At 71.8% G+C, this 24,011-nt stretch carries 22 protein-coding genes and 1 tRNA gene; 19 read left to right on the plus strand and 4 right to left on the minus strand.

Annotated elements, in window-relative coordinates; genetic code table 11:
• Nucleotides 1-64: 64 nt before the first annotated feature.
• The 9 genes from IEZ08_RS35370 to IEZ08_RS35410 all read left to right on the plus strand — a co-directional run bounded on the left by IEZ08_RS35370 (nucleotide 65) and on the right by IEZ08_RS35410 (nucleotide 10,554).
• Nucleotides 65-2,938, plus strand: a complete 2,874-nt coding sequence (locus IEZ08_RS35370) for an Rne/Rng family ribonuclease (RefSeq protein WP_189243905.1) — start codon at nucleotides 65-67, stop codon at nucleotides 2,936-2,938.
• Nucleotides 2,939-3,199: 261 nt separating this feature from the next.
• A complete protein-coding gene (gene rplU / locus IEZ08_RS35375; RefSeq protein WP_068925702.1) occupies nucleotides 3,200-3,502 on the plus strand; it encodes a 50S ribosomal protein L21 in 303 nt (100 codons plus the stop codon).
• A gap of 19 nt (nucleotides 3,503-3,521) precedes the next feature.
• Nucleotides 3,522-3,779 carry a 50S ribosomal protein L27 gene (rpmA, locus tag IEZ08_RS35380; RefSeq protein ID WP_068925700.1) on the plus strand — a complete coding sequence of 86 codons (258 nt, stop codon included), beginning with the start codon at nucleotides 3,522-3,524 and terminating at the stop codon, nucleotides 3,777-3,779.
• Nucleotides 3,780-4,056: 277 nt separating this feature from the next.
• Complete coding sequence (obgE, locus tag IEZ08_RS35385; RefSeq protein WP_068925698.1) at nucleotides 4,057-5,409, plus strand: GTPase ObgE; 1,353 nt, start codon at nucleotides 4,057-4,059, stop codon at nucleotides 5,407-5,409.
• 60 nt (nucleotides 5,410-5,469) lie between these two features.
• Complete coding sequence (gene proB / locus IEZ08_RS35390) at nucleotides 5,470-6,603, plus strand: glutamate 5-kinase (RefSeq protein WP_218061748.1); 1,134 nt, start codon at nucleotides 5,470-5,472, stop codon at nucleotides 6,601-6,603.
• Nucleotides 6,604-6,624: 21 nt separating this feature from the next.
• Complete coding sequence (locus IEZ08_RS35395) at nucleotides 6,625-7,965, plus strand: glutamate-5-semialdehyde dehydrogenase (RefSeq protein WP_189243906.1); 1,341 nt, start codon at nucleotides 6,625-6,627, stop codon at nucleotides 7,963-7,965.
• Between the two features lie 53 nt (nucleotides 7,966-8,018).
• A complete protein-coding gene (locus IEZ08_RS35400; protein WP_068925694.1) occupies nucleotides 8,019-8,453 on the plus strand; it encodes an SRPBCC family protein in 435 nt (144 codons plus the stop codon).
• Between the two features lie 49 nt (nucleotides 8,454-8,502).
• Nucleotides 8,503-8,694 carry a hypothetical protein gene (locus tag IEZ08_RS35405; RefSeq protein ID WP_068925693.1) on the plus strand — a complete coding sequence of 64 codons (192 nt, stop codon included), beginning with the start codon at nucleotides 8,503-8,505 and terminating at the stop codon, nucleotides 8,692-8,694.
• Between the two features lie 147 nt (nucleotides 8,695-8,841).
• Nucleotides 8,842-10,554 carry a serine/threonine-protein kinase gene (locus IEZ08_RS35410; RefSeq protein WP_189243907.1) on the plus strand — a complete coding sequence of 571 codons (1,713 nt, stop codon included), beginning with the start codon at nucleotides 8,842-8,844 and terminating at the stop codon, nucleotides 10,552-10,554.
• Between the two features lie 36 nt (nucleotides 10,555-10,590).
• On the opposite strand, the gene IEZ08_RS35415 is transcribed toward IEZ08_RS35410, so the two are convergent.
• Both IEZ08_RS35415 and IEZ08_RS35420 read right to left on the minus strand, forming a co-directional pair.
• Nucleotides 10,591-11,364 (minus strand): neutral zinc metallopeptidase, encoded by a 774-nt coding sequence (locus tag IEZ08_RS35415; protein ID WP_084780537.1) that lies wholly within the window; start codon nucleotides 11,362-11,364, stop codon nucleotides 10,591-10,593.
• Nucleotides 11,365-11,451: 87 nt separating this feature from the next.
• Nucleotides 11,452-12,474, minus strand: a complete 1,023-nt coding sequence (locus IEZ08_RS35420; protein WP_176728579.1) for a M48 family metallopeptidase — start codon at nucleotides 12,472-12,474, stop codon at nucleotides 11,452-11,454.
• A 74-nt stretch (nucleotides 12,475-12,548) separates the two neighbouring features.
• On the opposite strand from IEZ08_RS35420, the gene nadD reads away from it, so the two are divergent.
• Entirely contained in the window at nucleotides 12,549-13,169 is a 621-nt protein-coding gene (nadD, locus tag IEZ08_RS35425) for a nicotinate-nucleotide adenylyltransferase (protein WP_176728578.1), read from the plus strand.
• Nucleotides 13,170-13,253: 84 nt separating this feature from the next.
• Nucleotides 13,254-14,000, plus strand: coding sequence for a hypothetical protein (locus IEZ08_RS35430; RefSeq protein ID WP_203863656.1), 747 nt, complete (start codon nucleotides 13,254-13,256; stop codon nucleotides 13,998-14,000).
• 229 nt (nucleotides 14,001-14,229) lie between these two features.
• Here IEZ08_RS35430 and IEZ08_RS35435 read toward each other — a convergent pair whose 3' ends face one another.
• Nucleotides 14,230-14,637: a neutral zinc metallopeptidase gene (locus IEZ08_RS35435; protein ID WP_068925685.1), complete on the minus strand. Its 408-nt coding sequence runs from the start codon at nucleotides 14,635-14,637 to the stop codon at nucleotides 14,230-14,232.
• Nucleotides 14,638-14,808: 171 nt separating this feature from the next.
• Between IEZ08_RS35435 and IEZ08_RS35440 the strand changes: the two genes are divergently transcribed.
• Nucleotides 14,809-15,279 carry an SRPBCC family protein gene (locus IEZ08_RS35440; protein WP_068925683.1) on the plus strand — a complete coding sequence of 157 codons (471 nt, stop codon included), beginning with the start codon at nucleotides 14,809-14,811 and terminating at the stop codon, nucleotides 15,277-15,279.
• On the opposite strand, the gene IEZ08_RS35445 is transcribed toward IEZ08_RS35440, so the two are convergent.
• Entirely contained in the window at nucleotides 15,264-18,491 is a 3,228-nt protein-coding gene (locus IEZ08_RS35445; RefSeq protein WP_068925681.1) for an AfsR/SARP family transcriptional regulator, read from the minus strand. The two genes, IEZ08_RS35440 and IEZ08_RS35445, sit on opposite strands and share 16 nt — an antisense overlap.
• Before the next feature lie 537 nt (nucleotides 18,492-19,028).
• Between IEZ08_RS35445 and IEZ08_RS35450 the strand changes: the two genes are divergently transcribed.
• The 7 genes from IEZ08_RS35450 to IEZ08_RS35480 all read left to right on the plus strand — a co-directional run bounded on the left by IEZ08_RS35450 (nucleotide 19,029) and on the right by IEZ08_RS35480 (nucleotide 23,989).
• The gene (locus IEZ08_RS35450; RefSeq protein ID WP_084780536.1) at nucleotides 19,029-19,604 is read left to right on the plus strand and encodes a MauE/DoxX family redox-associated membrane protein; all 576 of its coding nucleotides are present in this window, start codon (nucleotides 19,029-19,031) and stop codon (nucleotides 19,602-19,604) included.
• On the plus strand, nucleotides 19,595-20,146 hold the full coding sequence (locus tag IEZ08_RS35455) for a TlpA disulfide reductase family protein (protein ID WP_068925677.1): 552 nt from the start codon (nucleotides 19,595-19,597) through the stop codon (nucleotides 20,144-20,146). Before IEZ08_RS35450 ends, IEZ08_RS35455 begins: the two co-directional genes overlap by 10 nt.
• Entirely contained in the window at nucleotides 20,143-21,990 is a 1,848-nt protein-coding gene (locus tag IEZ08_RS35460; RefSeq protein WP_068925675.1) for an ABC transporter ATP-binding protein, read from the plus strand. The genes IEZ08_RS35455 and IEZ08_RS35460 overlap by 4 nt, the downstream gene beginning before the upstream one ends.
• Nucleotides 21,987-22,445 (plus strand): S26 family signal peptidase, encoded by a 459-nt coding sequence (locus IEZ08_RS35465; protein ID WP_068925672.1) that lies wholly within the window; start codon nucleotides 21,987-21,989, stop codon nucleotides 22,443-22,445. Before IEZ08_RS35460 ends, IEZ08_RS35465 begins: the two co-directional genes overlap by 4 nt.
• 225 nt (nucleotides 22,446-22,670) lie before the next feature.
• Entirely contained in the window at nucleotides 22,671-23,087 is a 417-nt protein-coding gene (gene rsfS / locus IEZ08_RS35470; protein ID WP_068925670.1) for a ribosome silencing factor, read from the plus strand.
• Between the two features lie 73 nt (nucleotides 23,088-23,160).
• Nucleotides 23,161-23,793 carry a histidine phosphatase family protein gene (locus IEZ08_RS35475; protein WP_068925668.1) on the plus strand — a complete coding sequence of 211 codons (633 nt, stop codon included), beginning with the start codon at nucleotides 23,161-23,163 and terminating at the stop codon, nucleotides 23,791-23,793.
• Between the two features lie 123 nt (nucleotides 23,794-23,916).
• Nucleotides 23,917-23,989: transfer RNA gene (locus IEZ08_RS35480), tRNA-Ala, on the plus strand.
• Nucleotides 23,990-24,011 lie beyond the last annotated feature (22 nt).

Consider the following 24,011-nt stretch of genomic DNA (forward strand, 5'->3'; position numbering starts at 1 on the left):
GCGAGAGACGAGAGCTCCCGCGCGGCGCGGAGACGCGCCCGGGAGCTGACGGGAGAGCGCCCGCATGCTCGACAACGAGCCCAACGTCGGGGCCAACGGCCCTGCTGGGGACATAACGGAACAGCCAGTTCAGCCCGCGCGCCGGCGGCGTGCCGCCAGCCGGCCCGCCGGGCCCCCGCCGGAGGACCCGGAGCCCGCGCCGGCTCCCGCCCCGGCGACCGCGCAGGCCGCACAGCCGGAAGCGGTCGCCGCGCCGGTGACGCAGGCCGTACAGGCTCAGGCCGACGCGCCCGCGGCCGGTGGGGAGACACCGCCTGCCGGTGAGCAGGCGCCGCCCAAGCGTGCCACCCGCCGCAGGGCGGCCGCCAGGACGACCGCCGGGGAGAGCGCTTCCGCGGAGGGCGCTTCCGGGGAGGCCGCTCCGGCGGAGGCCGCCGCCAAGACGACCGCCGGCACCCGGCGCAGCCGTGCGAAGAAGGCGGAGCCCGCCTCCGGGGAGGCCCCCGAGCCGGCCCCGGCGGAGGCTCCGGCCGAGGAGCCCGCGGAGTCCACCGTGCCCGCCGTGCCCGCCGCGGAGCCGGCCGCTTCCGCTGCGGAGCCCGTCGCGGAGACGGCGAAGCCCGCCAAACGGACCCGCTCGCGCAGGAAGGCCGCCCAGGAGGAGACCCCCGAGCCTGCACCGGCCACGGCCGTCGAGATGGAGCCGCCGCTGGACCTGACCACCGCCGAGGCGGAGGAGGTCGCGGCGTCCCTGCTGCTGGCGATGCCCGCCGACGAGCCGCTGGACGACGAACCGGCCGGCGAGGAGATCGTCGAGGAGCGCCGGGGACTGTTCGCCGACCCGTTCGGACTGGCCGCCCAGGAACGCGCCGAGGTGCCCTCGGTGACGTTCCAGGCGCCCGCGGCGGTGTTCCAGCCGCTGTTCCAGGCCCCCGACCCGCACCGGGCCGAGCCGGTCGTGGCCCGTCCCGTCCCGGCGCAGCCTCCGGTGGAGGAGGAGGCCGAGGCGGAGGAGATCGAGACCGCCGAGGAGCCCGAGGACGACGAGACCGACGAGGCCGAGGGCGAGGACGGCGGCTCGCGCCGCCGTCGCCGCCGCAGGGGCGGTCGCGGCCGGGGCAAGGTGCGCGACCTGGAGGAGACCGAGGAGGAGGGCGCCGCCGAGGAGGCGGAGGAGGAGACTCCCGAGGCCGAGGAGGAGGGCGCCGCCGAGGAGGGCACCTCGCGCCGCCGTCGCCGCCGTCGCCGCCGCAGCTCCGACGAGGTCGGCGAGACGCCGGACGACCCGCCGAACACCGTGGTGCGCATCCGCGCCCCCCGTGCGGGACGCAGCACCTCCATGGACGAGGTGCAGAGCGTGCGCGGCTCGACCCGCCTGGAGGCGAAGAAGCAGCGCCGCCGGGAGGGCCGCGAGCTCGGCCGGAGGCGTCCGCCGATCATCACCGAGTCGGAGTTCCTGGCCCGCCGGGAGTCCGTGGAGCGGGTGATGGTGGTCCGCCGGACCGGAGGCCGCACCCAGATCGCGGTGCTGGAGGACGACGTCCTCGTCGAGCACTACGTCGACCGCGAGGCCAGCCAGTCCTACGTGGGCAACGTCTACCTCGGCAAGGTGCAGAACGTCCTGCCGAGCATGGAGGCGGCGTTCGTCGACATCGGCAAGGGCCGCAACGCGGTGCTGTACGCCGGCGAGGTCAACTTCGACACCGCCGGGATGGAGGGCCAGCCCAAGCGGATCGAGGCGGCGCTGAAGTCGGGGCAGTCCGTCCTGGTCCAGGTCACCAAGGACCCGATGGGCCACAAGGGCGCCCGGCTGACCTCGCAGGTCAGTCTCCCCGGCCGCTACCTGGTCTACGTGCCGGACGGCTCGATGACCGGGATCAGCCGCAAGCTCCCGGACAAGGAGCGCACCCGCCTGAAGAGCATTCTGAAGAAGGTCATGCCCGAGAACGCCGGTGTGATCGTCCGTACCGCGGCCGAGGGCGCCTCGGAGGACGAGCTCGCCCGCGACGTGGCCAGGCTCTCGGCCCAGTGGGAGAACATCCAGCGCAAGGCCAAGACGGCCAGCGCCCCCGAGCTGCTCTCCTCCGAGCCGGACCTGACCGTCCGGGTGGTCCGCGACGTGTTCAACGAGGACTTCACCTCGCTGGTCGTCCAGGGCGACGAGGTGTGGACCACCGTGGACGAGTACGTCCGCTACGTGGCTCCGCACCTGGCCGACCGGCTGACCCGCTGGGACGAGGACGGCGACGTCTTCGCCGCCTACCGGATCGACGAGCAGATCGCCAAGGCGATGGAGCGCAAGGTCTGGCTCCCGAGCGGCGGCTCCCTGGTGATCGACCGGACCGAGGCGATGACCGTCGTCGACGTCAACACCGGCAAGTTCACCGGGCAGGGCGGGAACCTGGAGGAGACCGTCACCCGCAACAACCTGGAGGCGGCCGAGGAGATCGTCCGCCAGCTCCGGCTGCGGGACATCGGCGGCATCATCGTCATCGACTTCATCGACATGGTGCTGGAGAGCAACCGGGACCTGGTGCTGCGGCGGCTGCTGGAGTGCCTGGCCCGGGACCGTACCAAGCACCAGGTCGCCGAGGTCACCTCCCTGGGCCTGGTCCAGATGACCCGCAAGCGGGTCGGACAGGGCCTGCTGGAGGCCTTCTCCACCGTCTGCGAGTGCTGCAACGGCCGCGGCCTGCACATCTCGGCCGAGCCGGTCGAGGGCAAGCCGGAGCCGCGCGGCACCCAGGCGAAGATGGCCATCGAGAAGGCCGTCGCGGAGAAGACCGGCAAGGAGTCGGCCGCCGTCGCCGCCGGGGACCCGTCCGGACGTGATACCGTGACCGATGCGCTTGACGACGGTCAGGCGGACGACTCCCAGGTCTCACAGGCCTCCGGCCGGGGGCGGCGACGCTCCCGCAAGGCCAAGCCGGCCGACTAGGCGTCCGTCCCGCGGCGGGCGAGAGCCCTGCGGGACGGATCCCAGCCGGTCCGGCGATCGCCGGCGCGCTTCGGCTGCGCCGGCACCCCCGACGTTCCGCCCGGTTCGACCAGGACACCGACGTCCGGTACCCTAGTGAATCGGTGCGCTCGTGGCGCGCCCTGTTCGCGCGCCTACCCGGTTCGTCGGTCAAACCAGTGACCATAGCCGGATGCGGGGCGCAGCATCCAGCGAGCATGTAGTCAGAAGAAGGGTTCCGCGGTGTACGCGATCGTTCGTTGCGGCGGCAGGCAGCAGAAGGTCTCCGTCGGTGACGTCCTCGAGGTGGACAAGGTCGCCGGCGAGGTCGGTTCCACGGTTACGCTGCCGACGGTGCTCGTCGTCAACGACGGCGACGTGACCACCGAGGCGGGCCGGTTCACGGTTGCCGCCGAGATCCTCGGCGAGACCAAGGGTCCGAAGATCCGCATTCTGAAGTACAAGAACAAGACCGGTTACAAGAAGCGCCAGGGTCACCGCCAGCGGTACACCCAGGTGAAGATCACCGGCATCAACCAGGCCTGAGTTTCGGGAGTTTTGCGAGATGGCACACAAGAAGGGCGCGTCGTCCACTCGGAACGGCCGTGACTCCAACGCCCAGCGGCTCGGTGTGAAGCGCTTCGGCGGCCAGCTGGTCAACGCCGGTGAGATCATCGTTCGTCAGCGTGGCACCCACTTCCACCCCGGCGACAACGTCGGCCGTGGCGGTGACGACACCCTGTTCGCGCTGACCGCCGGTCACGTGCAGTTCGGCACCAAGCGCGGTCGCCGCGCGGTGAGCATCGTCCCGGTCGCGGAGTAGATCCGCGCCGGAAGACGTTGACGACAGGGGTGGATCGCATTCAGCGGTCCGCCCCTGTTCGCGTTCGAGCGCCGGGTTCCCTCGCCGGGTTCCCTGTTCGGGTTCGAGCGCAAGGTCGGGAAACGCGGGGGTTCCACCGTACGGCGGAGCCCCCGGACACAGGCGGGACGCCCGCGCGGGCGGGTCCCGCGATGAGCGGGAATCTCCGTGATTCCGCGATGGGCGGGAACCTCCGCGGTGATGCGGGGGGTCTCGTAGATGGGGGAGGAAAGCAGACATGCCGGACTTTGTGGATCAGGTGATCCTGCACATCAAGGCCGGTGACGGGGGACATGGCTGCGCCTCTGTGCATCGGGAGAAGTTCAAGCCGCTGGGCGGGCCCGACGGGGGCAACGGCGGCCGCGGCGGTGACGTGATCCTGGAGGTCGACCCGAACACCGCGACCCTGCTGGACTACCACCGCCGCCCGCACCGCAAGGCCGACAACGGCAAGCAGGGCTCCGGCTCCAACCGCGACGGGGCCAACGGCGAGGACGTCATCCTGCCCGTCCCCGACGGCACCGTGGTCAAGGACGCCGCCACCGGCGAGGTCATCGTCGACCTGATCGGCGCCGGCACCCGCTACGTCATCGCCGAGGGCGGCCACGGGGGGCTCGGCAACGCGGCCCTGGCCTCCGCCAAGCGCAAGGCCCCCGGCTTCGCGCTGCTCGGCGAGCCCGGCGACGCGCTCGACGTGATGCTGGAGATGAAGAGCGTCGCGGACGTGGCGCTGGTCGGCTTCCCGAGCGCGGGCAAGTCCTCCCTCATCGCGGCGCTCAGCGCCGCCCGGCCGAAGATCGCCGACTACCCGTTCACCACCCTGGTGCCCAACCTCGGCGTGGTCACCGCGGGCGACACGGTCTTCACCGTGGCCGACGTGCCCGGTCTGATCCCCGGCGCGTCCGAGGGCAAGGGTCTCGGCCACGAGTTCCTGCGCCACGTCGAGCGGTGCAACACGCTCGTGCATGTGATCGACTGCGCCACCATGGAGCCGGGCCGCGACCCGATCAGCGACTACGAGGCGATCGAGGCCGAGCTGGCGGCGTACGGCAGGCTGGAGGACCGGCCGAGGCTGGCGGTGCTCAACAAGGCGGACGTGCCCGACGCCCGCGAGCTGGCCGACATCGTCCGGCCCATGCTGGAGGAACGGGGCCTGCGGGTCTTCCAGATCTCCGCGGCCACCCACGAGGGCCTCAAGGAGCTGACCTACGCCATGGGCGAGATGGTCGCCGCGGCCCGCGCCGCCGCCCCCGCCCCCGAGCCCACCCGCCTGGTGATCAAACCGCGGCAGCTCGGCGACGCCGGGTTCACCGTACGGAAGGTCGGCGAGAACACCTTCCAGGTCACCGGCGTCAAGCCGGAGCGGTGGATCCGCCAGACCGACTTCACCAACGACGAGGCCGTCGGCTACCTCGCCGACCGGCTGGAGCGCCTCGGCGTGGAGGAGGAGCTCACCAAGGCCGGTGCCACGGCCGGCGCCGAGGTGATCATCGGTTCGATGGAGGGCGGCTACGTCTTCGACTGGCAGCCCACCCTCAACGCCGAGGCCGTTCACCAGGGCCCGCGCGGCACGGACAACCGGCTCGGATAGCCCGCCCCCGCCCATCGTCTCCCGAGACTTCATCCAGGCCCCCGTGAAAGGTGCGTCCCTGTGACCCCGGCGACCTCCGCCCGTGACCGGATCGGCACGGCCTCACGCCTCGTCGTGAAGGTCGGTTCGTCCTCGCTGACCACACCGCAGGGGATGATCGACGTCGACCGGGTGGACGCCCTGGTCGACGTGCTGGCCGCCCGGCGGAAGACCGGCACGCAGATCGTGCTGGTCTCCTCCGGCGCCATCGCGGCCGGGCTCGGACCGCTGGGCCTGTCCGCCCGCCCCCGCGACCTCGCCACCCAGCAGGCCGCCGCCTCCGTCGGCCAGGGCGTGCTGGTCGCCCGCTACACCTCCTCCTTCGCCCGGTACGGCCTGCGCGTCGGCCAGGTGCTGCTCACCGCCGACGACATGATGCGCCGCGCGCACCACGTCAACGCCCAGCGCACCCTCAACCGCCTGCTGGAGCTGGGCATCGTCCCGGTGGTCAACGAGAACGACACGGTGGCCACCGACGAGATCCGCTTCGGCGACAACGACCGGCTCGCCGCGCTGGTCGCCCACCTGATCCGCGCCGACGCCCTGGTGCTGCTGTCCGACGTGGACGCCCTCTACGACGGCGACCCCCGCCGCCCCGGCGCGCGCCGGCTCGGCGACGTCCGCGGCCCCGAGGACCTCGTCGGGGTCGAGCTGGGCAAGGGCGGCGCGGTCGGCACCGGCGGGATGGTCACCAAGGTGCAGGCGGCCAGGATCGCCACCGGCGCGGGCGTGCCGGTCGTGCTCACCGCCGCCGCGCACGCCGCCCAGGCCATCGCGGGCGCCGACGTCGGCACCTACTTCCACCCGGGCGGCCGCCACCCCGGCACCCGGCTGCTCTGGCTGGCCCACGCCACCACCGGCCGCGGCCGCCTGCACCTGGACGGCGGGGCGGTCGAGGCCGTCGTGGCCCGCCGCAAGTCGCTGCTGCCGGCCGGGGTCACCGCGGTGGAGGGCGACTTCGCCGCCGGGGACCCGGTGGACCTGTGCGGGCCGCACGGCCACGTGGTCGCCCGCGGGCTGGTCAACTTCGACGCCGCGGAGATCCCGGGCCTGCTCGGCCGCTCCACCCGGGAGCTGGCCAGCAGCCTCGGTCCGGAATACGAACGCGAACTCATCCACCGTGACGACATCGTCATACTGGAGCCCACCCACTAGTTCCCGCCCATGGAGCACGAAATGGCCGTTTCGCCGGGAAATCTCATACCGACTTCTGAGATTTCCGAGCCCGATTTCCTGAAGGTAGCCCTGGCGGCTAAGGAGGCCGCCGCCGAGCTGGCCCCGCTGCCGCGGGCGCCGAAGGACACCGCGCTCCGGGCGATCGCCGACGCGCTGGTGGCCAGGTCCGCCGAGATCATCGAGGCCAACGCCGTCGATGTGGCCAGGGCCCGGGAGAACGGCACCTCCGAGTACATGATCGACCGGCTCACCCTGGACGTCGGGCGGATCGAGGCCATCGCCGACGCCGTCCGCCAGATCGCCGACCTGCCCGACCCGGTCGGCGAGGTGATCCGGGGCAACACCCTGCCCAACGGGCTGGAGCTGCGTCAGCTCCGGGTGCCGCTCGGCGTGATCGGCATCATCTACGAGGGCCGCCCCAACGTCACGGTCGACGCCGCCGCGCTCTGCCTCAAGAGCGGCAACGCCACCCTGCTGCGCGGCTCCTCCAGCGCCTACTCCTCCAACACGGCGCTGGTGAAGATCATGCAGGAGGCGCTGGCGGGCACCGAGGTGCCGGCGGGAGCCGTACAGCTCGTGCCCGGGCAGACGCGCGAGTCGGTCAAGACGCTGATGAAGGCCCGCGGCCTGGTCGACGTGCTGATCCCGCGCGGCGGCGCCTCGCTGATCAACTCGGTGGTGGAGGAGTCCACGGTCCCGGTCATCGAGACCGGCGTGGGCAACTGCCACGTCTACGTCGACGCCGAGGCCGACCTCGACCTGGCGCTGGAGATCCTGCTCAACGCCAAGGCGCAGCGGCCCTCGGTCTGCAACGCGGCCGAGAGCCTCCTGGTGCACACCGCCGTCGCCGACGCCTTCGTGCCGCGCGCGCTGGCCGCGCTGGCCGAGGCGGGCGTGACGGTGCACGGCGACGAGCGGATCGCCGCCTACGGCGACGCCGTGGTCCCGGCGACCGAGGAGGATTTCGGCACCGAGTACCTCTCCCTGGACATCGCCGCCGCCGTGGTCGACTCCCTGGAGGACGCGGTCGCCCACATCAGGAAGTACGGCTCCTCCCACACCGACGCGATCGTCACCCGGTCGGTCACCGCCTCCCGCAGGTTCGTGGCGCTGGTCGACTCCGCGGCCGTGGCGGTCAATGCCTCCACCCGCTTCACCGACGGCGGCGAGTTCGGCTTCGGCGCGGAGATCGGCATCTCCACCCAGAAGCTGCACGCACGCGGCCCGATGGGCCTGCCGGAGCTGACCTCCACCAAGTGGGTCTACACCGGCGAGGGCCACCTGCGCACCTCGACGGGCACCGTCATCGCCTCCTGCGAGGGCGAGGCCTGCGGCAAGTAGGGGGTGCAGCCCGCGGCAAGCGGGACACAAGGCGGGCGGGATATCAGTGGGGCATGGCCGAACAGCGCATCGATATCACGCACGACTCGCCCGCCTCGCCCGACCGTCTCTGGGCGGTCCTGACGGACGTCTCCACCTGGCCCCGGTGGGCCGCCTTCGACGCGGCGGAGCTGGAGCGTCCCGGCGCCCCCGAGCGTGACGGCGTCGGGGCGGTCCGGCTCCTCCGGCGCGGGCGCAAGATCACCCGGGAGCGGGTGGTCGTCTTCGACCCCGCCTCCCGGCACTTCGCCTACGAACTGCTGGAGGGCGTCCCGGTCCGGGACTACCGGGCCGACGTCACACTGGAGCCGATCCCCGGGGGCGGGACCACGATCCGCTGGAGATCCCGCTTCCGCGGACGCCTTCCCGGGCAGGGGCCGATGGTCAGGTTCGTACTCCGCAGGTTCATCGATGATCTGGTAAAGCGTCTCGCCGCTCAGGGTATGTGACCGCGTGTCGTCCCCCCGGGGTCCGGCGCGTGTGGATTGACTGGCCCGCATGGAGATCGTGATCGCGTTGTCCTCCGCCGCCGTGGTGCTGTTCGGCGCCGACCGGCTGATGTTGTTCCTGGAGAGCCGGGGACACGTGAACTGGAGGCGTAAGGGGATCCCGGACCTGGAGGACGAGCCCGTGGCGGAGCTGGAGAGCCTGCTGGTCCTGCCGGATCGGGAGCTCGCGGGCCGGCGCTAGGGCCCTTCCGCGGGCCGGTCCTTCCACGGGTCGGCCCGCTCTGTTTCCCAAGCCGATCTCTGTAGTCGATCTCTGCGCGTACGGCGCGCCATCGGGGATTCGCCGTATCCACCCGCTAGTGTGTGATCCCCTATGGGTGGAGGGCGGGTGGGCAGGCTCGGGCGCGTCGGTCCGTACACGCTGGCGGAACGCCTCGGCAAGGGCGGTATGGGCGAGGTCTACCTCGCCACCACCCGCCGGGGGGAGAACGTCGCGCTCAAAATGCTCCACGAGGCCATCGACGCCGACTCCGAGGCCCGCATCCGCCTGGAGCGCGAGGTCCGCGCGCTGCGCCGGGTCGAGAGCCCCTACATCGCCCGGGTCGTCGACGCCGACCTCACCTGTGAGCGTCCCTACCTGGTCATGGAGCACATCGAGGGCGACACCCTCCTGGAGCGGGTACGGCGCGGCGGCCCGCTGAAGGGCGCCGACCTGATCATCCTGGCCCAGGGACTGGCGTCGGCGCTGGCGGTCATCCACGCGGCCGGGGTCGTCCACCGCGACCTCAAGCCCGCCAACGTCCTCATCGGCACGTCCGGCGAGCCCGTCCTGATCGACTTCGGCATCGCCCAGGTCCTGGACGCCACCCGCCTGACCGTGACCGGCGCCTTCCTGGGCACCCCCGGCTACGCCGCCCCCGAGCTGTTCGCGGACGAGCCCGTGGGCGAGCCGGCCGACGTGCACGCCTGGGCCGCCACCGTGGCCTTCGCCGCCACCGGCCGTCCCACCTTCGCCGGGGGGACGGCCGAGGCGCAGATGTATGCCGTCCTGAACGGTCAGGCCGACCTCGCGGGCGTCCCGGCGGCGCTCCTGCCGCTGGTGCGCGCCGCCCTCCACCGGGAGGCCGCCAAGCGCCCCACCGCGGCCCTTCTGGCCGCCCGGCTGTCCCGCCTGGCCAGGGCCGCCCTCGTGCAGCCGCCGCCCCCCAGGGCGGCCACCAGGGTCGCGAGGAAACCGGCTCCCGCCGAGCCGTCCCCGGCGAAGCCCGCGGGCGCCAAATCCACCGGTGCCAAGCCCACCGGTGCCAAGCCCGCCGCGGTCAAGCCGGTTGCCGTCAAGCCCGCCGGGGCCAAGCCGGCCAGGTCCGCGGGCGAGAAGACGGGACCGGAGCGGGCGGGAGGCCGGAAATCCGGGGCGAAGACGGAGAACAGGCCGAAGCCGGAGAGCCGGGCGGCGGGAGCCGAGGCGAAGGAGACGCGGCATCCCTCCGGTGCGGGGACGAGAGCCGCACGGGCGGTTCCCCGGGGGCGGCAGGCGGACAGCGCCCTGGCCGCCGAGGCCGCGCCCGCCCTCCCGGCGGGACCGTTGCCCGCGGGGAACATGGCGCTGATCGTGCTGGCGTTGCTGGCGGTGCCCTGCGTCGTGGCCTCGGTGATCTGGCCGCCGGCGACCTTCGCGGTGACCGGGCTGTTCGCCGTCCTGGCCCGCACCGGGTGGGCCGGTCACTGGCTGGTCAGGAAGCGCAGGTCCGCCCGGGTCCGGGGGGCCCTGCGGGTTCTGGGCTTTCCGGTGACCTTCGCGGGGGCGCTCGCGACCGCCGTGGTCTGGCCGGGGCTGCCGGCGGCGGGGCTGGCGGCCATCGCGCTCTGGCTGACGCTGGGCGGGTCGCTGCCACCGGACTGGTGGCAGCGACCCGCCCCGGTCGCCGTCGCGGGCGTCGTGTTCGGGGTCGTCTGCGGTGGGATCATCGGCCGTGAGGTCGAACGGGTCGGCTCCGGCCTGCCCGAGCTGCGCAAGGAAGGGCTGCGGGCGCTGGCCGTCCTCGGCGGGTTCGTCGCCCTGTGCGCGGCGGCCGTACGGATCGTCGCGCTGGTCCTCTGATCACGCGGACGTGACCCGGCGGGTCCGGAGGAGGCGTCAGGCGACCCTGGAGGTGGAGGCGGTCCAGGTGTTGCAGGAGGCGGGGTCGCCGGTGGTGTAGCCGCGCTTGGTCCAGTAGGCGATGTTGCTGCCCTTGCCGTAGACGCGGGCCTCACCCTTGGCGTCGCCGCTGTCCTTCAGACCGCTCTCCAGCAGCTTCCAATCCTTGGCCGTCCGTCCCAGGGAGGGCCAGACGCTTCGGAGGAACACGCCGCTGAGGCAGTTGACCTGGAGACTCTGCCGCCGGATCTGCTCGTTCATCTCGTTCTTGTTCGCGTACGGCGCCGCCTGGAATGCCTTGTCGATGCCGACGAGGTTCTGAACGTGGTAGCCGTACATCGCGCTCGCGAGGTCGAACAGCCAGAGGTCGTTCGTGTCCTCGAGCCAGTCCTTGCCGATCTGCACGTAGACGGTCTTCGACTCCGGGCAGTAATACGACATCGAGTTGTCCTTGTCGATGTCGTAGTCGCAGAACTTCTTCGGGATCTTCCCGAACTTCAGGACCGGCGTGCTGAACGGGAGTCCCGCCTCGGTGAGGTGGGTCTTCCAGGCGGTGTTCAGGCAGGACTGGATCCCGGTCCAGTACTTCCGCACCGAGGCCGCGTCGCCGTCCTTGACCGCGGGCTCCTCGCAGGTGGTCGCGGCGAGCTTGCCGGAGGAGTAGAGCTCGTTCTTCGTCAGGGCTTCGTCCTTGATCGGGTAGGCGTGGGCCGTGCCCGTCAGGAGGAGACCGGCCAGCCCCGTCAAGGCGGCGATCATACGGATTCTCATGGCCCGGCACAGTAGAGCAATCCATATAAATACGCAAAAAGGTCCGAGAGCTGAACTCTCAGACCTTTCTGGTGAAGGAAATCGCTCTTAGTTATCGCGCCGGGCGAAACGGTTGAAGATGCGCTCGCCCGCGTTGACCGCGCCCTCGGCCACGTCGCGCAGCACGCCGATGAACGGGTCCTGCGACTGCGACCACGACTCGCGGTAGGAACGGGCGGCGGCCTTGACCTCCTCGCTGACCTTGGCGTTGGCGTCGTCGGCGCGGCGGGGGTATTCGCCGCGGAGGATGGTCTCGTACTCTCCGCTGCGGCGCCACCTGTCCAGCTCGGCGACGCGGGAGACGGCGAACGGGTGGGTCGTGCCCAGCAGGTTGAGGACCTTCAGCAGGCCGTCGCGGACGTCGCCCGCCGTGTCGTACTCCCGTGCCTGGTCGAGGAAGGCCTCGATGTTCATCTCGTGCAGGCGCGAGCCGCCGGCGAGCTTCATCAGCGCGCGCAGGGCCGCCTCCGGGTCCTGGCCGACGAGGAGGCCGCCCCGGTCGGCGGAGAGCTCGGACTTGCGGTGCCACTCCTCCAGGCCCGCCACGATCGCGCGCAGGCCGATGTATCCCAGCGGGATCCAGGCCACCCGCTGGGCCAGGTTGGTGAGGATGACCAGCATGGTGCGGTAGACCGCGTGGCCGGACAGGATGTGGGCGGTCTCGTGACCGATGACGAAGCGCTGCTCCTCCTCGTCCATCAGGTCGAGCAGGCCGGTGCTCACGACGATGAACGGGTCGTCGAAGCCGATGGCCATGGCCTGGGCCATGGGGTTCTGCTGGACGTAGATCTCCGGGATGCGGGGGAGATCGAGCACGTAGGCCGCGTCACGGCCCATGTCGTGCAGGGCACGGAACTGGGTGTCGCTCGTGCGCACCGACGAAGCGAGACGGATCAGGCGCAGACGGCGCTCACTGATCAGGCCGGACATCTGCTTGAGTACCGTGTCGAACCCGCTGAGCGAACGGAGAGCGACCAGCGCGGACCGGTCGGCGGGATGTTCATAGGCACGGGAACTGATGCCGGGAAGCTGCACGCGGTTGCGATCCGGGGTGGTGGTCATGTCCGGCATGCTACGTCGGAGACGCCTGTCACGCGCGGGGGGCGGTTAAAACCTCTGTACGGCTTGCGCGTATGGTCCGTTCCATGATGAACGCGCCGATCAGCCGGGGAAAGCGTCGTCTGGGCGTCATGGGGGGAACCTTTGACCCGATCCATCATGGCCACCTGGTCGCCGCAAGTGAGGTCGCCCATCATTTCGATCTTGACGAGGTCGTCTTCGTGCCGACCGGCCGGCCGTGGCAGAAGGCCGACCAGGTGGTCTCCGCGCCCGAGGACCGCTACCTGATGACGGTCATCGCGACCGCGTCCAACCCGAGGTTCTCGGTGAGCCGGGTGGACATCGACCGCCCGGGCCCGACCTTCACCATCGACACCCTGCGGGACATCGCCGAACTCTACGGCCCGGAGACGGAGCTGTACTTCATCACCGGCGCCGACGCCCTCTCCCAGATCCTGAGCTGGCGCGACGTGGACGAGCTGTTCACCATCGCCCACTTCGTGGGCGCCACCCGCCCCGGCCACCACCTGCACGACCCCGGCCTGCCGGCGGGCCGCGTCAGCCTGCTGGAGATCCCGGCCCTGGCCATCTCTTCCTCGGAGTGCCGGGAACGGGTCGCCGCGGGCGAGCCCATCTGGTACCTGGTCCCCGACGGCATCGTTCAGTACATCAACAAGCGCGGCCTCTACCTGGACAAGGACGCCTGACCCGGGCTTCCGCCGCCGTCCTTCGGGGAGGGCCGTCGCTCCCGGCGGAGTTGAGGAGCCGACGTGGTAGGCGAAAGTGGACGTGTGACCAGTAAAGAGATCTGCCGGTGTTTCGACCAGTACAAGGTCCGTCCGCCGCATGTGGTGCGCTTCCACGGCCAGCGTCAGGACACGGCGTCTGCCGCATGGCATCGCTTGCTTGAGCTGGTGGAGGAAGCGGCGGCGGACGGCCGGGAGGAGTTCCGGCCGCTGGCCGAGCTCAGTCCGGACGAACGACGTCAGATCATCACCCTGCCGCCGACCATCGCCAAGCTCACCGAGGTCAAGCACCTGATGCTCTACGGCAGCAACCTGGTGCGGATCCCACCGGAGATCGGCGCGATGACCAGCTTGCAGAAGTTCACCCCCTACACCTCGAACCGCCTGCACTGGTTTCCGTACGAGCTGACCCGATGCCGGCGGTTGAGGGCCAGCACGGTCAGCACCCGCTCGCTGTACGGCAACGTCAAGATCCGGCCGCCGTTCCCTCCGCTCCAGCCGGGCAGGGCGTCGACCCATGACCTCGACGTCAGCGGCCTCGACCCCAAGGTGTGGGGCGCCGATGCGATCCGGGCATGCGGTGTCTGCGACCGGCCGATCACCGAAGCCGGGCTCCACCAGGTCTGGATCTCCCTGCCGGTCGGCACCGATGTGCTGCCGCTCCTGGTCAACGCCTGCTCGCCCGCCTGTGTCGATGCGCTTCCGGCCCCTGCCGAGGGCTACGTGCCGACACCGCACACCGGCGGACCCGGCGTCGTCCAGCCGCGTGCCGACTACGCGAAGGAGATCTGAGACCGCCCAGATCCGCCGGAGGTGAAGGTCACCGGTCCTTCACGTGACCGGAGCCGTTCCGTCCATGGACCAGATGACCCTGAACCCCTGCGCATGCGGCTCCACCCGGAGACGGGAACCGTCGTGGTCTGTGTCGCCTGGAGCGGTCCTCACGGCGCTCCAGGACGAACCCGGTTCCCGCCGGCCGGGAGGGATCGTCGCCGCGGAGGGGTGGCAGCGGGGCGAGGGGTCAGGAGACTTTGCCGGAGGGGACGGTCCAGGTGTTGCAGGATTCGGGGTCGCCGGTGGAGTAGCCCCGCTTGGTCCAGTAGGCCAGGTTGGAACCCTTGCCGATCCAGCCGGACTTGCCCCTGACGCCGCCGCTGGCCGCAGCCAGGTCCAGCAGGCGCTTGAGGTTCTTGGACGAGTAGCCGAGAGCGGGCCACAGACTTTTGGCGGTTACCCCGCTCAGGCAGTGCGCCTGCATGTTGTAGCGGCGGAGCTGCTCGGAGATCTCGGCGGCGTCGTCGGCGTGCAGCGCGTTGTATCCCTCCGCGATGTCGACCATGTTCATCACGTGTTCGCTGTACGCGAGGCCGAGCCGCGCGAAGATCTGGACGTCGTCGGACGCCTTGGTCCAGTCAGGGCGGATCTGCACGACGTAGTTGGCTGCCCATCCGCATACGGATCCTCCCCGGTCACGGTCACCGGAGCGCGCTTTCGATGTCGGCACGGTGTGCCGGACCGGTCGTAAGGGCGGAGGAAGGGGATCTTAAGGCCGGTCGAGCACTGTGGAGCCATCGCAACCGAGCAAGCAGAGGACACGACGATGGCCCAGACCGCCGAATACGAGATCAACCGAACCTTCGACGCGCCCCGCGAGCTGGTGTACGCCGCGTGGACCGAGCCCGAGCGCTTCTCCCGCTGGTTCGGTCCCCGCATGCTGGCCACGCCCGTCGGGCGGATCGTCCTGGACGTACGGCCCGGCGGGGCATGGCGGGCCACGCTGGTGGGGGAGGAAGGGTTCGAGGTCACCTTGACCGGGACATACCGGGAGGTCGCGGCGCCTGAGCGGCTGGTCTTCACGACCGGTGACCCCGACAGCCCCGGTGACGGGCCCGCCTCCGTGGTGACGCTGAGCCTGGCGGAGGCGGACGGCGCGACGGAGATGCGCTTCCACCAGTTCGGGGTGAACACCGATCAGGAGCACGCCGAGCAGGCCAGGGCGGGCTGGCTGGAGTTCTTCGACCGCCTGGCCGAGCATGTCGAACAGGCCCGCCGGCTTCAGATCAGGTCGTGAGCGTCGCCCAGCTTGAGCTTCGCCCCCTCCTCGTACGCGGCGGTGAACGCCTCCTCGCCGAGCACGTCGCGGGCTCGGGCCGTGGCGCGCGCGAGGTCGTCGAGCTCCGACGGGCCGGCGGGTATCTGGATGAGCTCGCGGGACGAGGCCGCCAGCCCGAGCAGCCGGGCCGCCCGCTCGGCGAAGGCCGCGGCGGACGCCGTGGCCGCGGCAGCCGCGGCGGAGGCCGCCCCTTCCACAGCGAGTGCCGCCGTCCCGGGGTCGCCGATGCGCTGGGCGGCGATCAGCGCCTCCAGGTGCAGCTCCCGGGCCGCCGCCGGGTCGCCGCGCAGCTCGGTGAGGAAGCCGAGCTCGATGAGCACGGTCGGCAGGTGCAGCGAGGGCTCGACCTCCGGACCCCTGGGCACGCCGTCCAGCAGGTGGAGAAGGTGCGTTTCGGCCAGGTCCAGCAGGCCCGCGCGGCGGGCGGAGAAGGCCAGGACCATCTCGGCCATGACCATGCCCTCCCGGTATCCCTGGGAGGCGGCCAGCTTCCCGGCCCGCTCGCAGAACTCCATGGCCCGCTCGTACGCACCGGCCTGCATGGAGATCCATCCCAGCCAGCCCGTGTGCCGCGCCACATCGGACCAGAGTCCCAGGTCCTCGGCCAGGCGCAGGCCCTCGCCGAACAGCCGCATGGCCCGCTCGCCGTCGCCGCTCACCTCCGCCAGCCCGGCCAGCCACTCCGTGGCCTGCAACTGGCCCCACCGGTCACCGAGGGAGGCGAACAGCCGGGCGCTCTCCCCGGCGTCGCGTTCCAGCGCCTGGTTGTCCCGCCGGGTGAACGCCTCCCGGGCCCGCCTGCTCAGCGCGGCCGCGGTGCCCCACCGGTCACCGATCTCGCGGAACGTGACCAGCGCCCGGTCCACCAGCTCCTGCGCGGTCGGCAGGTCGGGTACGGCCATGGCGACGAACAGCTCGGCCCTGGCCCGCTGCCCGGGGTCTCGGACCCGGTCCAGCACCGGCTCCCACTCGACCTCCTCGCCCAGCATCATCGCGAACCCGGCGTGCCAGGCCGCGGCCCTGTCGCGGTCATCGGCCCTGTCGCGGTCACCGTCACCGGCGATGTCCGCGCTGCCACCGGCCGTCCCCGTGCCGCCGCCGGACGCGTCCGGCGCCCCGCCGGGGTCCGTCCCGGCCGCGGCAAGCGCGGCCTCCAGCTCCCGCCTGCCCTCCGCCAGCCTGCCGCGCAGGAACCAGTACCACGCCAGCGCGTTCACCATGGTCAGCGCGTCCGGCCGCCCGGCCGCCGCGCCGAGCGCCGCCCGCAGGTTGGCGGCCTCGGCGTCCAGCCGCAGCAGCCACTCACGTTGTTCGCGCCCGTACAGTCCGGGCTCCGCCGCCACGGCCAGTTCCAGGTAGTACCGCAGGTGCGCATCCCGTACCGGAGCCAGCTCACCCGCCTCGGCCAGCCTCCGCCGGCAGTACTCCGCCACCGACTCCAGCAGCCGGTAGCGCACGCCCGCCGGGCCTTCGGCCATCACCACGAGCGAGCGGTCGACCAGTCTGGCCAGCAGGTCGAGCACGTCGAGCCCGTCCTCGCCGCACACCGCCTCGGCCGCCTCCATCGTGCAGCCGTCGCGGTGTACGGCCAGCCGCCGCAGCACCCGGCGTTCCTCATCCGTCAGCAGCTCCCAGCTCCAGTCGATCACCGCCGTCAGCGTCTGCTGGCGCTGCGGGGCGCCCCGCTGGCCCGAGGCCAGCAGCCTGAACCGGTCGTCGAGCCTGGCCGCCACGCCCTGGACACCGAGCGCCCGTACCCGCGTCGCCGCCAGCTCCAGGGCGAGCGGGATCCCGTCCAGCCGCCGGCAGATCTGGGCGACGGCCTGCGCGTTGCCCGCGTCGAGCGCGAACCCGCGTGCGGAGGCCGCGGCCCGCGCCACGAACAGCCGTACGGCGTCCGACCTGGCCATGACCGTCAAGTCCGCGCTGGAGGGTACGTCCAGCGGCGGGACGCTCCACAACACCTCGCCGTCCACGGCCAGCGGTTCCCTGCTGGTCGCCAGGACACGCAACCCCGGCGCGGCCCGCAGCAGCAGCTCGGTGAGCTCGGCGACCTGCTCGACGACGTGCTCGCAGTTGTCCAGCACGAGCAGCAGCCGCCTCGCGCGCAGCGCGTCCGCCAGCCGGTCGGCGGGCGTGGCGGGGCCGGCGTCCTCCTTGATGTCGAGCGCGGTCATGACGGCCTCGGCCGGCGAGCGGGTCTGGTCCAGCTCCACCAGCCACGCGCCGTCTTCGAAGGAGTCCATGAGCCGGGCGGCGGTCGCCAGCGCCAGCCGGGTCTTGCCGACGCCGCCGGGACCGGTGAGCGTGACCAGGCGCTCGTCCTCGATCAGCGAGCGGATCTCGGACAGGGCACCGTCCCGTCCGATCAGCTTGCTGACCGCGGCGGGCAGGTTGGTGACGGGCCGTTCGGCGGGAACGCTCAGCGCCGGGTCCTGCCCGAGGATGGCCTGGTACAGCGTGACCAGGTCGGGGCCGGGGTCGAGGCCCAGTTCCTCGGCCAGGCGCTCGCGGAGCTCGGTGTAACTGGCCAGAGCCTCGCCCTGGCGCCCCGCCCGGTAGAGGGCGCGCATGTGGACCGCCCGCAGCCGTTCCCTGAGCGGGTGCCTGGCCACCAGATCACCCAGCTCACCCACGAGCAGGCCGTGCTCTCCCAGTTCCAGCCGGGCCTCGGCCTGCTGTTCGAGCGCGGACAGCCGCTGCTCCTCCAGCCGGAGGATCGCCGACCTGGTGTACTCCTCGTCGGCGAAGTCGGCGAAGGCCGGTCCCCGCCACAACGCCAGCGCGTCGGTCAGCAGCTCCGCCCGGGTGCGCGGGCTGCCGGCCGCCTCCGCCCGCGACAGCAGCTCGGTGAAACGCGTCGCGTCCACCGCGCCGGGATCGGGACGCAGCAGGTATCCGGGAGAGCGGGAGACGACCAGGTTCCTGCCGCCCGGCTCGGCGTCCTCCAGCGCCTTGCGCAGCTGGGAGACGCGCACCTGCAGCGCGGCCGCAGGGTTTCCCGGCGGCTCCTCGCCCCACAGGTCGTCCACCAGCCGGTCGGCCGAGACGGGCTGCCCCTCGTGCACGAGCAGGTCGGCGAGCAGCGCGCGCACCTTCAGCCCGGGGATGACCACGGGGTCTCCCGCGTCGGTCCACACGGCCAGCGGTCCCAGCACCCCAAAACGCATGCCCGTCACCCTACGGGCGGCCCGGAGCGCGCGAGAAGGGCACCCGGAGGCCGTCCCCGCGCGGCGGTGGAGCGTCCCGCACGCATCGTGAGGGCGCCGAATCGGGAACGGGTGTTTCAGCCGGTCATCCCGTGTGCTCCCCATTTGAATTGGATCATTTATTGTATTTGCTTTACCGGGGGGGGCCGGTGTGATTCTCTGAGGCTGGTCGGTCGTGAGGGGAGGTGGATGTCGATGACCGGTGCGATGATGCGATTCGGTGACAGACTGCTGGAGAAGCTGGTTCCCAGGGCGACGGCCCTGGCCGCGAGCCCCTGCCAGTGCCGGCGGCGTTGTTGCAGGATTGTGGGTGCGCGCGCAGTCGAGGGCTATTACATCGAGCACTGTTTCAGTGGTGCCGCATGTACCGGCTGCAACCTTACCGGCGCTTCCTGTTAAGGGAATCGGCCGAACGAAAAAGGGTCACCGTGCTCCTTGCGGGCACGGTGACTCTGGAATTCCGCCGGACGGGGCCTTTTCTGCGCCGGGAGGGCATGCGTGGAATACATCGCTTTCGGATGTCACTTTATTATCGGTCTCGTCTTCGCCGTTTCCGTTGTGAGCAAGCTCCGGAGGGCGGAGTGGCGTGACTTCGCGGAGTCGACGCGAAAGCTGCTGGGGGCCTTCCTCCCGTCGCGGACCGTGCCCGCCGCCGTCGCCCGGCTCGCCGCCGTCGCGGTCGTGACGGCCGAGGCCGCGGTGGTGGTCATGCTCATCGTCCCCGCGCGGACGGCGGGGCTCGTGCTCGCGGCCGCCCTGGTGACGGTGTTCGGCCTGGCCGTCGCCCTGGCGTTGCGGCGCCGCGTCGTCACCGCGTGCCGGTGCTTCGGGGGGGCGGCGGAACTGAGCCGGTGGCATCTGGTGCGCAACGCCCTGCTCCTCGGCGTGATCGCCACGGGGCTGGCGCTCGGTGCCGGCGGGTTCGCGACCGCCGACGCGGGAGGACTGGCGGTGGCCGCCGGGGCGGCGATCGCGCTGGGTGCGGTGATCGTCCGCCTGGACGACGTGGGAGAGCTGTTCGGCCCGGGGCCTCGTGGCCGCCGGAGCGTGGAAGGGAACATGCGATGGCCGTGATGTGGGCCGCCCTCCTCCTGGTGGGGGCGATCTGCCTGCTGGACCTGTTTCTCACCCTGGGGGTCGTGCGCCGCCTGAGAGAGCACACCGCCCACCTGGAGAAGCTCATGCAGGGCGGTGGTGCGATGCCCGCCACGGGACTGCCGGAGGCAGGCGCCGTCGTCGGCGCGTTTGAGGCGAGGACCCTCGACGGGGAGGAGATCTCCAGGGACGTCCTGTCGGGGGAGACGCTGGTGGCCTTCTTCAGCCCGGGATGCAAACCGTGCCTGGAGAAACTACCGGGCTTCCTGGAGCACGCGCGCCACCGCATCGGAGGCCGCAGCCTGATCCTGGCGATCGTGGCCGGCGGGGACTCGTCGGAGGAGATGGTGCAGGCCCTGCGGCCGGTGTCGAGGGTCGTCGTCGAGGACGGGTACGACGGCCCGGTCGCGCGGGCGTTCCACGTCAGCGAGTACCCGGCCTTCTGCCTGGTCGACAGTGAGGGCACGATCGTCGCGGCCGAGGGCGACGTCACCCGTCTGGCCCTGCCCGCCGACAGATGACGGGCCCCGGCCACCGCGTGTCGGCGGCGGGGGCGGTACGCGCGCTGGGCCTCGCCTTCCGGTCCGCGCCCGCGACGATGACCTGCCATCTGGCCGTCACCCTGCTGGCGACCGCCTTCCCGATCACGATCGCCTGGCTGACCAAGGCGACTCTGGACACGCTGGCCTCGGCCGGTTCCGCCGCGGCGGTCACCGGGCCGGTGCTCGGCCTGGTGGCGGTGGGGCTCGCCGCCGCGGCCCTGCCGCAGGCGGGACAGTACCTGCGTGCGGAGATGGACCGCCGGATCGGCCTCGCGGCGCAGAACGAACTGTTCCGCGCCCTGGACCGGTCGGTCGGGGTGGGCAGGCTGGAGGACCCCGCCTTCCTGGACCGGCTCCGGCTCGCCCAGCAGAGCGCGGGCTCGCCGGGGCAACTGGTCGACTCGGCCTTCGGCTTCGCTCGCGGCGCGCTCACCCTCGCCGGATTCGTCGGTTCGCTGGCGCTGATGAACACGCTCGTCACGGTCCTCGTGCTCGTGGCGGCGATTCCGGCCCTGCTGACGGCCGTACGGCTCTCGCGGCGCAGAGCGGAGATGCTGCTGGCCATCGGGCCCACCGAACGCCGCGAGTTCTTCTACGCCGACCTGCTGTCCAGCGTGGACGCCGCCAGGGAGGTCCGGCTCTTCGGGCTGGGGGCCTTCCTGCGCGGGCGCATGCTCGCGGACCGGTCCGCCGCCAACGACGCCCGGCGCCGCCTGGAGCGCCGGGAACTGGTGATCCAGACGGCTCTGACCGTGCTGTCCGCGGGGGTCTCGGGCGCGGGCCTGGCCTGGACCGTCTTCGCGGCCGTCCGCGGGCAGCTCACGGTGGGCGACGTGTCCATGTTCGTGGCGGCCGTCGTGGGTGTGCAGGGCGCCCTGGACGCCCTGGTGGGGGCCATGGCCACCGGCCATCAGCAGCTGCTCATGTTCGGCCACTACGCGGCCGTGGTGGACGCGGGACCGGACTTGCCCGTCCCCGCGGATCCCGGGGACCCGCCCGCCCTGCGCCACGGCATCGAGCTGCGGGATGTGTGGTTCCGTTACAGCGCGGAGCATCCGTGGGTGCTCCGCGGAGTCAACCTGTTCCTGCCCGCAGGCGGGGTGCTGGCGCTGGTCGGCCACAACGGCTCGGGCAAAAGCACGATCGTCAAGTTGTTGTGCCGCTTCTACGACCCCACCGAGGGTGCCATCCTGTGGGACGGCGTGGACATCCGCCAGGTGTCCCCGGAACGGCTGCGCGAGCGCATCGGCGCGGTGTTCCAGGACTTCATGGCCTACGACTTCAGCGCCGCCGACAACATCGCACTGGGTGACCTGACCGCGCTCGGCGACGCCGGGCGCGTCGAGACGGCGGCCCGGAGCGCGGGCGCGCACGAGACCCTCAGCGGACTTCCCCTGGGGTACGACACCCTCCTGACGCGGATGTTCTTCAGCGAGTCCGACCGGGCCGACGCGCGGACCGGGGTGGTGCTGTCCGGCGGGCAGTGGCAGCGCGTGGCGCTGGCACGCGCCTTCCTGCGCGCATCCCGGGACCTCATGATCCTGGACGAGCCGAGCGCGGGCCTGGACGCCGAGGCGGAGTACGAGGTCCACACCCGGCTGCGTCAGATCCGCGCGGGCCGTACCAGCCTGCTCATCTCCCACCGGCTGGGCGCCGTCCGTGACGCCGACGTCATCGCCATGGTCGTGGACGGCCGGGTGACCGAGCGGGGGACCCATGACGAACTCGTCGCCGCGGACGGCGCCTACGCGCGCCTGTTCCGGTTGCAGGCGCAGGGTTACTCCGAGGAGACGGCGCGGCGACCGGAAGGGTCCCTGAAATGAGGGCCGCCGCGCCGGTGGCGGCGGTGGCGGCGTGCCTGGCGGCGGTGGCGGGGGGCCTGGTGTGGGTCCGCCGCCGGTACGTGGTGGTCTCCGTACACGGGCCGAGCATGGAGCCTGCCTACCGCTCCGGCGACCGGGTGTGGGTCCGGCGGGTCCCGGTCACCGCGGTGCGGGCCGGTCAGGTCGTCGTGGTCGGGCTGGCCTTCCCGGAGGGCTGGGACCTCGCGGCCGGGAAGTCGTGGAGCATCAAGCGCGTGGCGGCGGCCCCCGGTGACCCGGTGCCCCGGGACGGGTTCGCCGCGCTGGAGCGGGTACCCGGGACGACGGTGCCCGACGGCTGCCTGGTCGTGTCGGGAGACAACGCCGACCACTCGTATGATTCACGGCACTGCGGTTACGTGCCGGGTGACCGGCTGCTCGGCGTCGTGGTGCGCGGATCGGCCGGAAACCGCTGATGAGAGCCCGACGGCCGGTGACGGGAGCCCGCCGGCCGGCCGTGAAAAGGTCCCCGAGCCGTCGCGGGGCCGTCGCGGGCCGCCGATTCGCGATTGCGGTGCGGAATCGGGTGGCACACCATAGGCGTTGTACTCGTGCCCGCTCTTCAATACGGGCCACAGCGGGCATTCCCAGGAGCGATCCTTGGAATGACAGGGCCGACTATCGGAGGACTAACCCACACCGTGACAGCAACCGAAAGATCCATCCAGCTCGTGAGGATCGCCGCAGAGGCGGCCGCGGACAAGCTGGCCGACGACATCCTCGCCTACGACGTGAGCGACCAGCTCGTCATCACCGACGCCTTCCTGCTCTGCTCCGCCACCAACGACCGTCAGGTCCGTGCCATCGTCGACGAGATCGAGGACCGGCTGCGGATCGAGGCCGACGCCAAGCCCGTCCGCCGCGAGGGCGAGCGTGAGGGCCGTTGGGTGCTCCTGGACTACGTCGACATCGTCGTCCACGTCCAGCACGAGGAAGACCGCACCTTCTACGCCCTGGAGCGGCTGTGGAAGGACTGCCCGTCCATCTCCCTGCCCGACAGCGTGACCCAGGTGGCCGCGCAGCGCGCCCGGCCGACCGGCCCGGGGGACGTGCAGTGAGGCGAGGGCACCTCGGGGCCGCGCACGGCGGCCCGGTGGGCTCGGCCGTCCCGGCGCCCGGAGAGGACGGAGCATGAGCCGCCGTGTCCTGTGCCTGCGGCACGGGCAGACGTTGTGGAACGTCGAGCGCCGTTTCCAGGGTCACACCGACATCCCTCTGGACGAGACCGGCATGGCGCAGGCGGCCCGTGCCGCCTCGATGCTCACCACGCTCCGCCCCGAGCTCATCGTCTCCTCCAACCTTCAGCGGGCCGCCGCCACCGCCCAGGCGCTGGCCCAGCTCACCGGCCTGGACGTGGCCGTGGACGAGGATCTGCGCGAGCGCGGCGGCGGTGAATGGGAGGGGCTCACCCGCGAGGAGATCGCCGCGGGCTGGCCCCGGGAGTTCGCCGCCTGGGAGGCCCCCGGGGGTGAGGACGTCGGCGACGTCGCCAAGCGGGTCTCGGCGGCGGTGCGCCGCTGGGCCGAGCAGATCAGCCCCGACGGGCTGCTGGTCGTGGTCTCCCACGGCGCCGCGATCCGGCTCGGCATCGCCATGCTGATGGGCCTGCCACAGCAGCACTGGCCGGCCCTCGGCAGCCTGGGCAACTGCTCCTGGTCGGTGCTGGAGGAGGGGCGCAAGGGCTGGCGCCTGCTTGAGCACAACGCCGGCACCCTGCCGGAGCCGGTCCAGAGCGACGACGACCCCGATGCCACCCCGGCCTGATCGCGCGCACGGCTCGCATCCCGGGTGACGGGCGCGAGCCGTACGGCCGCCGATTAGGTGAACGGAAGGTTGTGCCTATATGCTTCCGGAGCGCCGCAACGAGAGCACTCGGAGCGGTGACCAGGGGCTATGGCGCAGTTGGTAGCGCGCTTCCATGGCATGGAAGAGGTCTGGGGTTCGAATCCCCATAGCTCCACACCAGGTCTCGTCACTCGAAC

The organism is Planobispora rosea, from assembly GCF_014648175.1.
GTDB lineage: Bacteria > Actinomycetota > Actinomycetes > Streptosporangiales > Streptosporangiaceae > Planobispora > Planobispora rosea.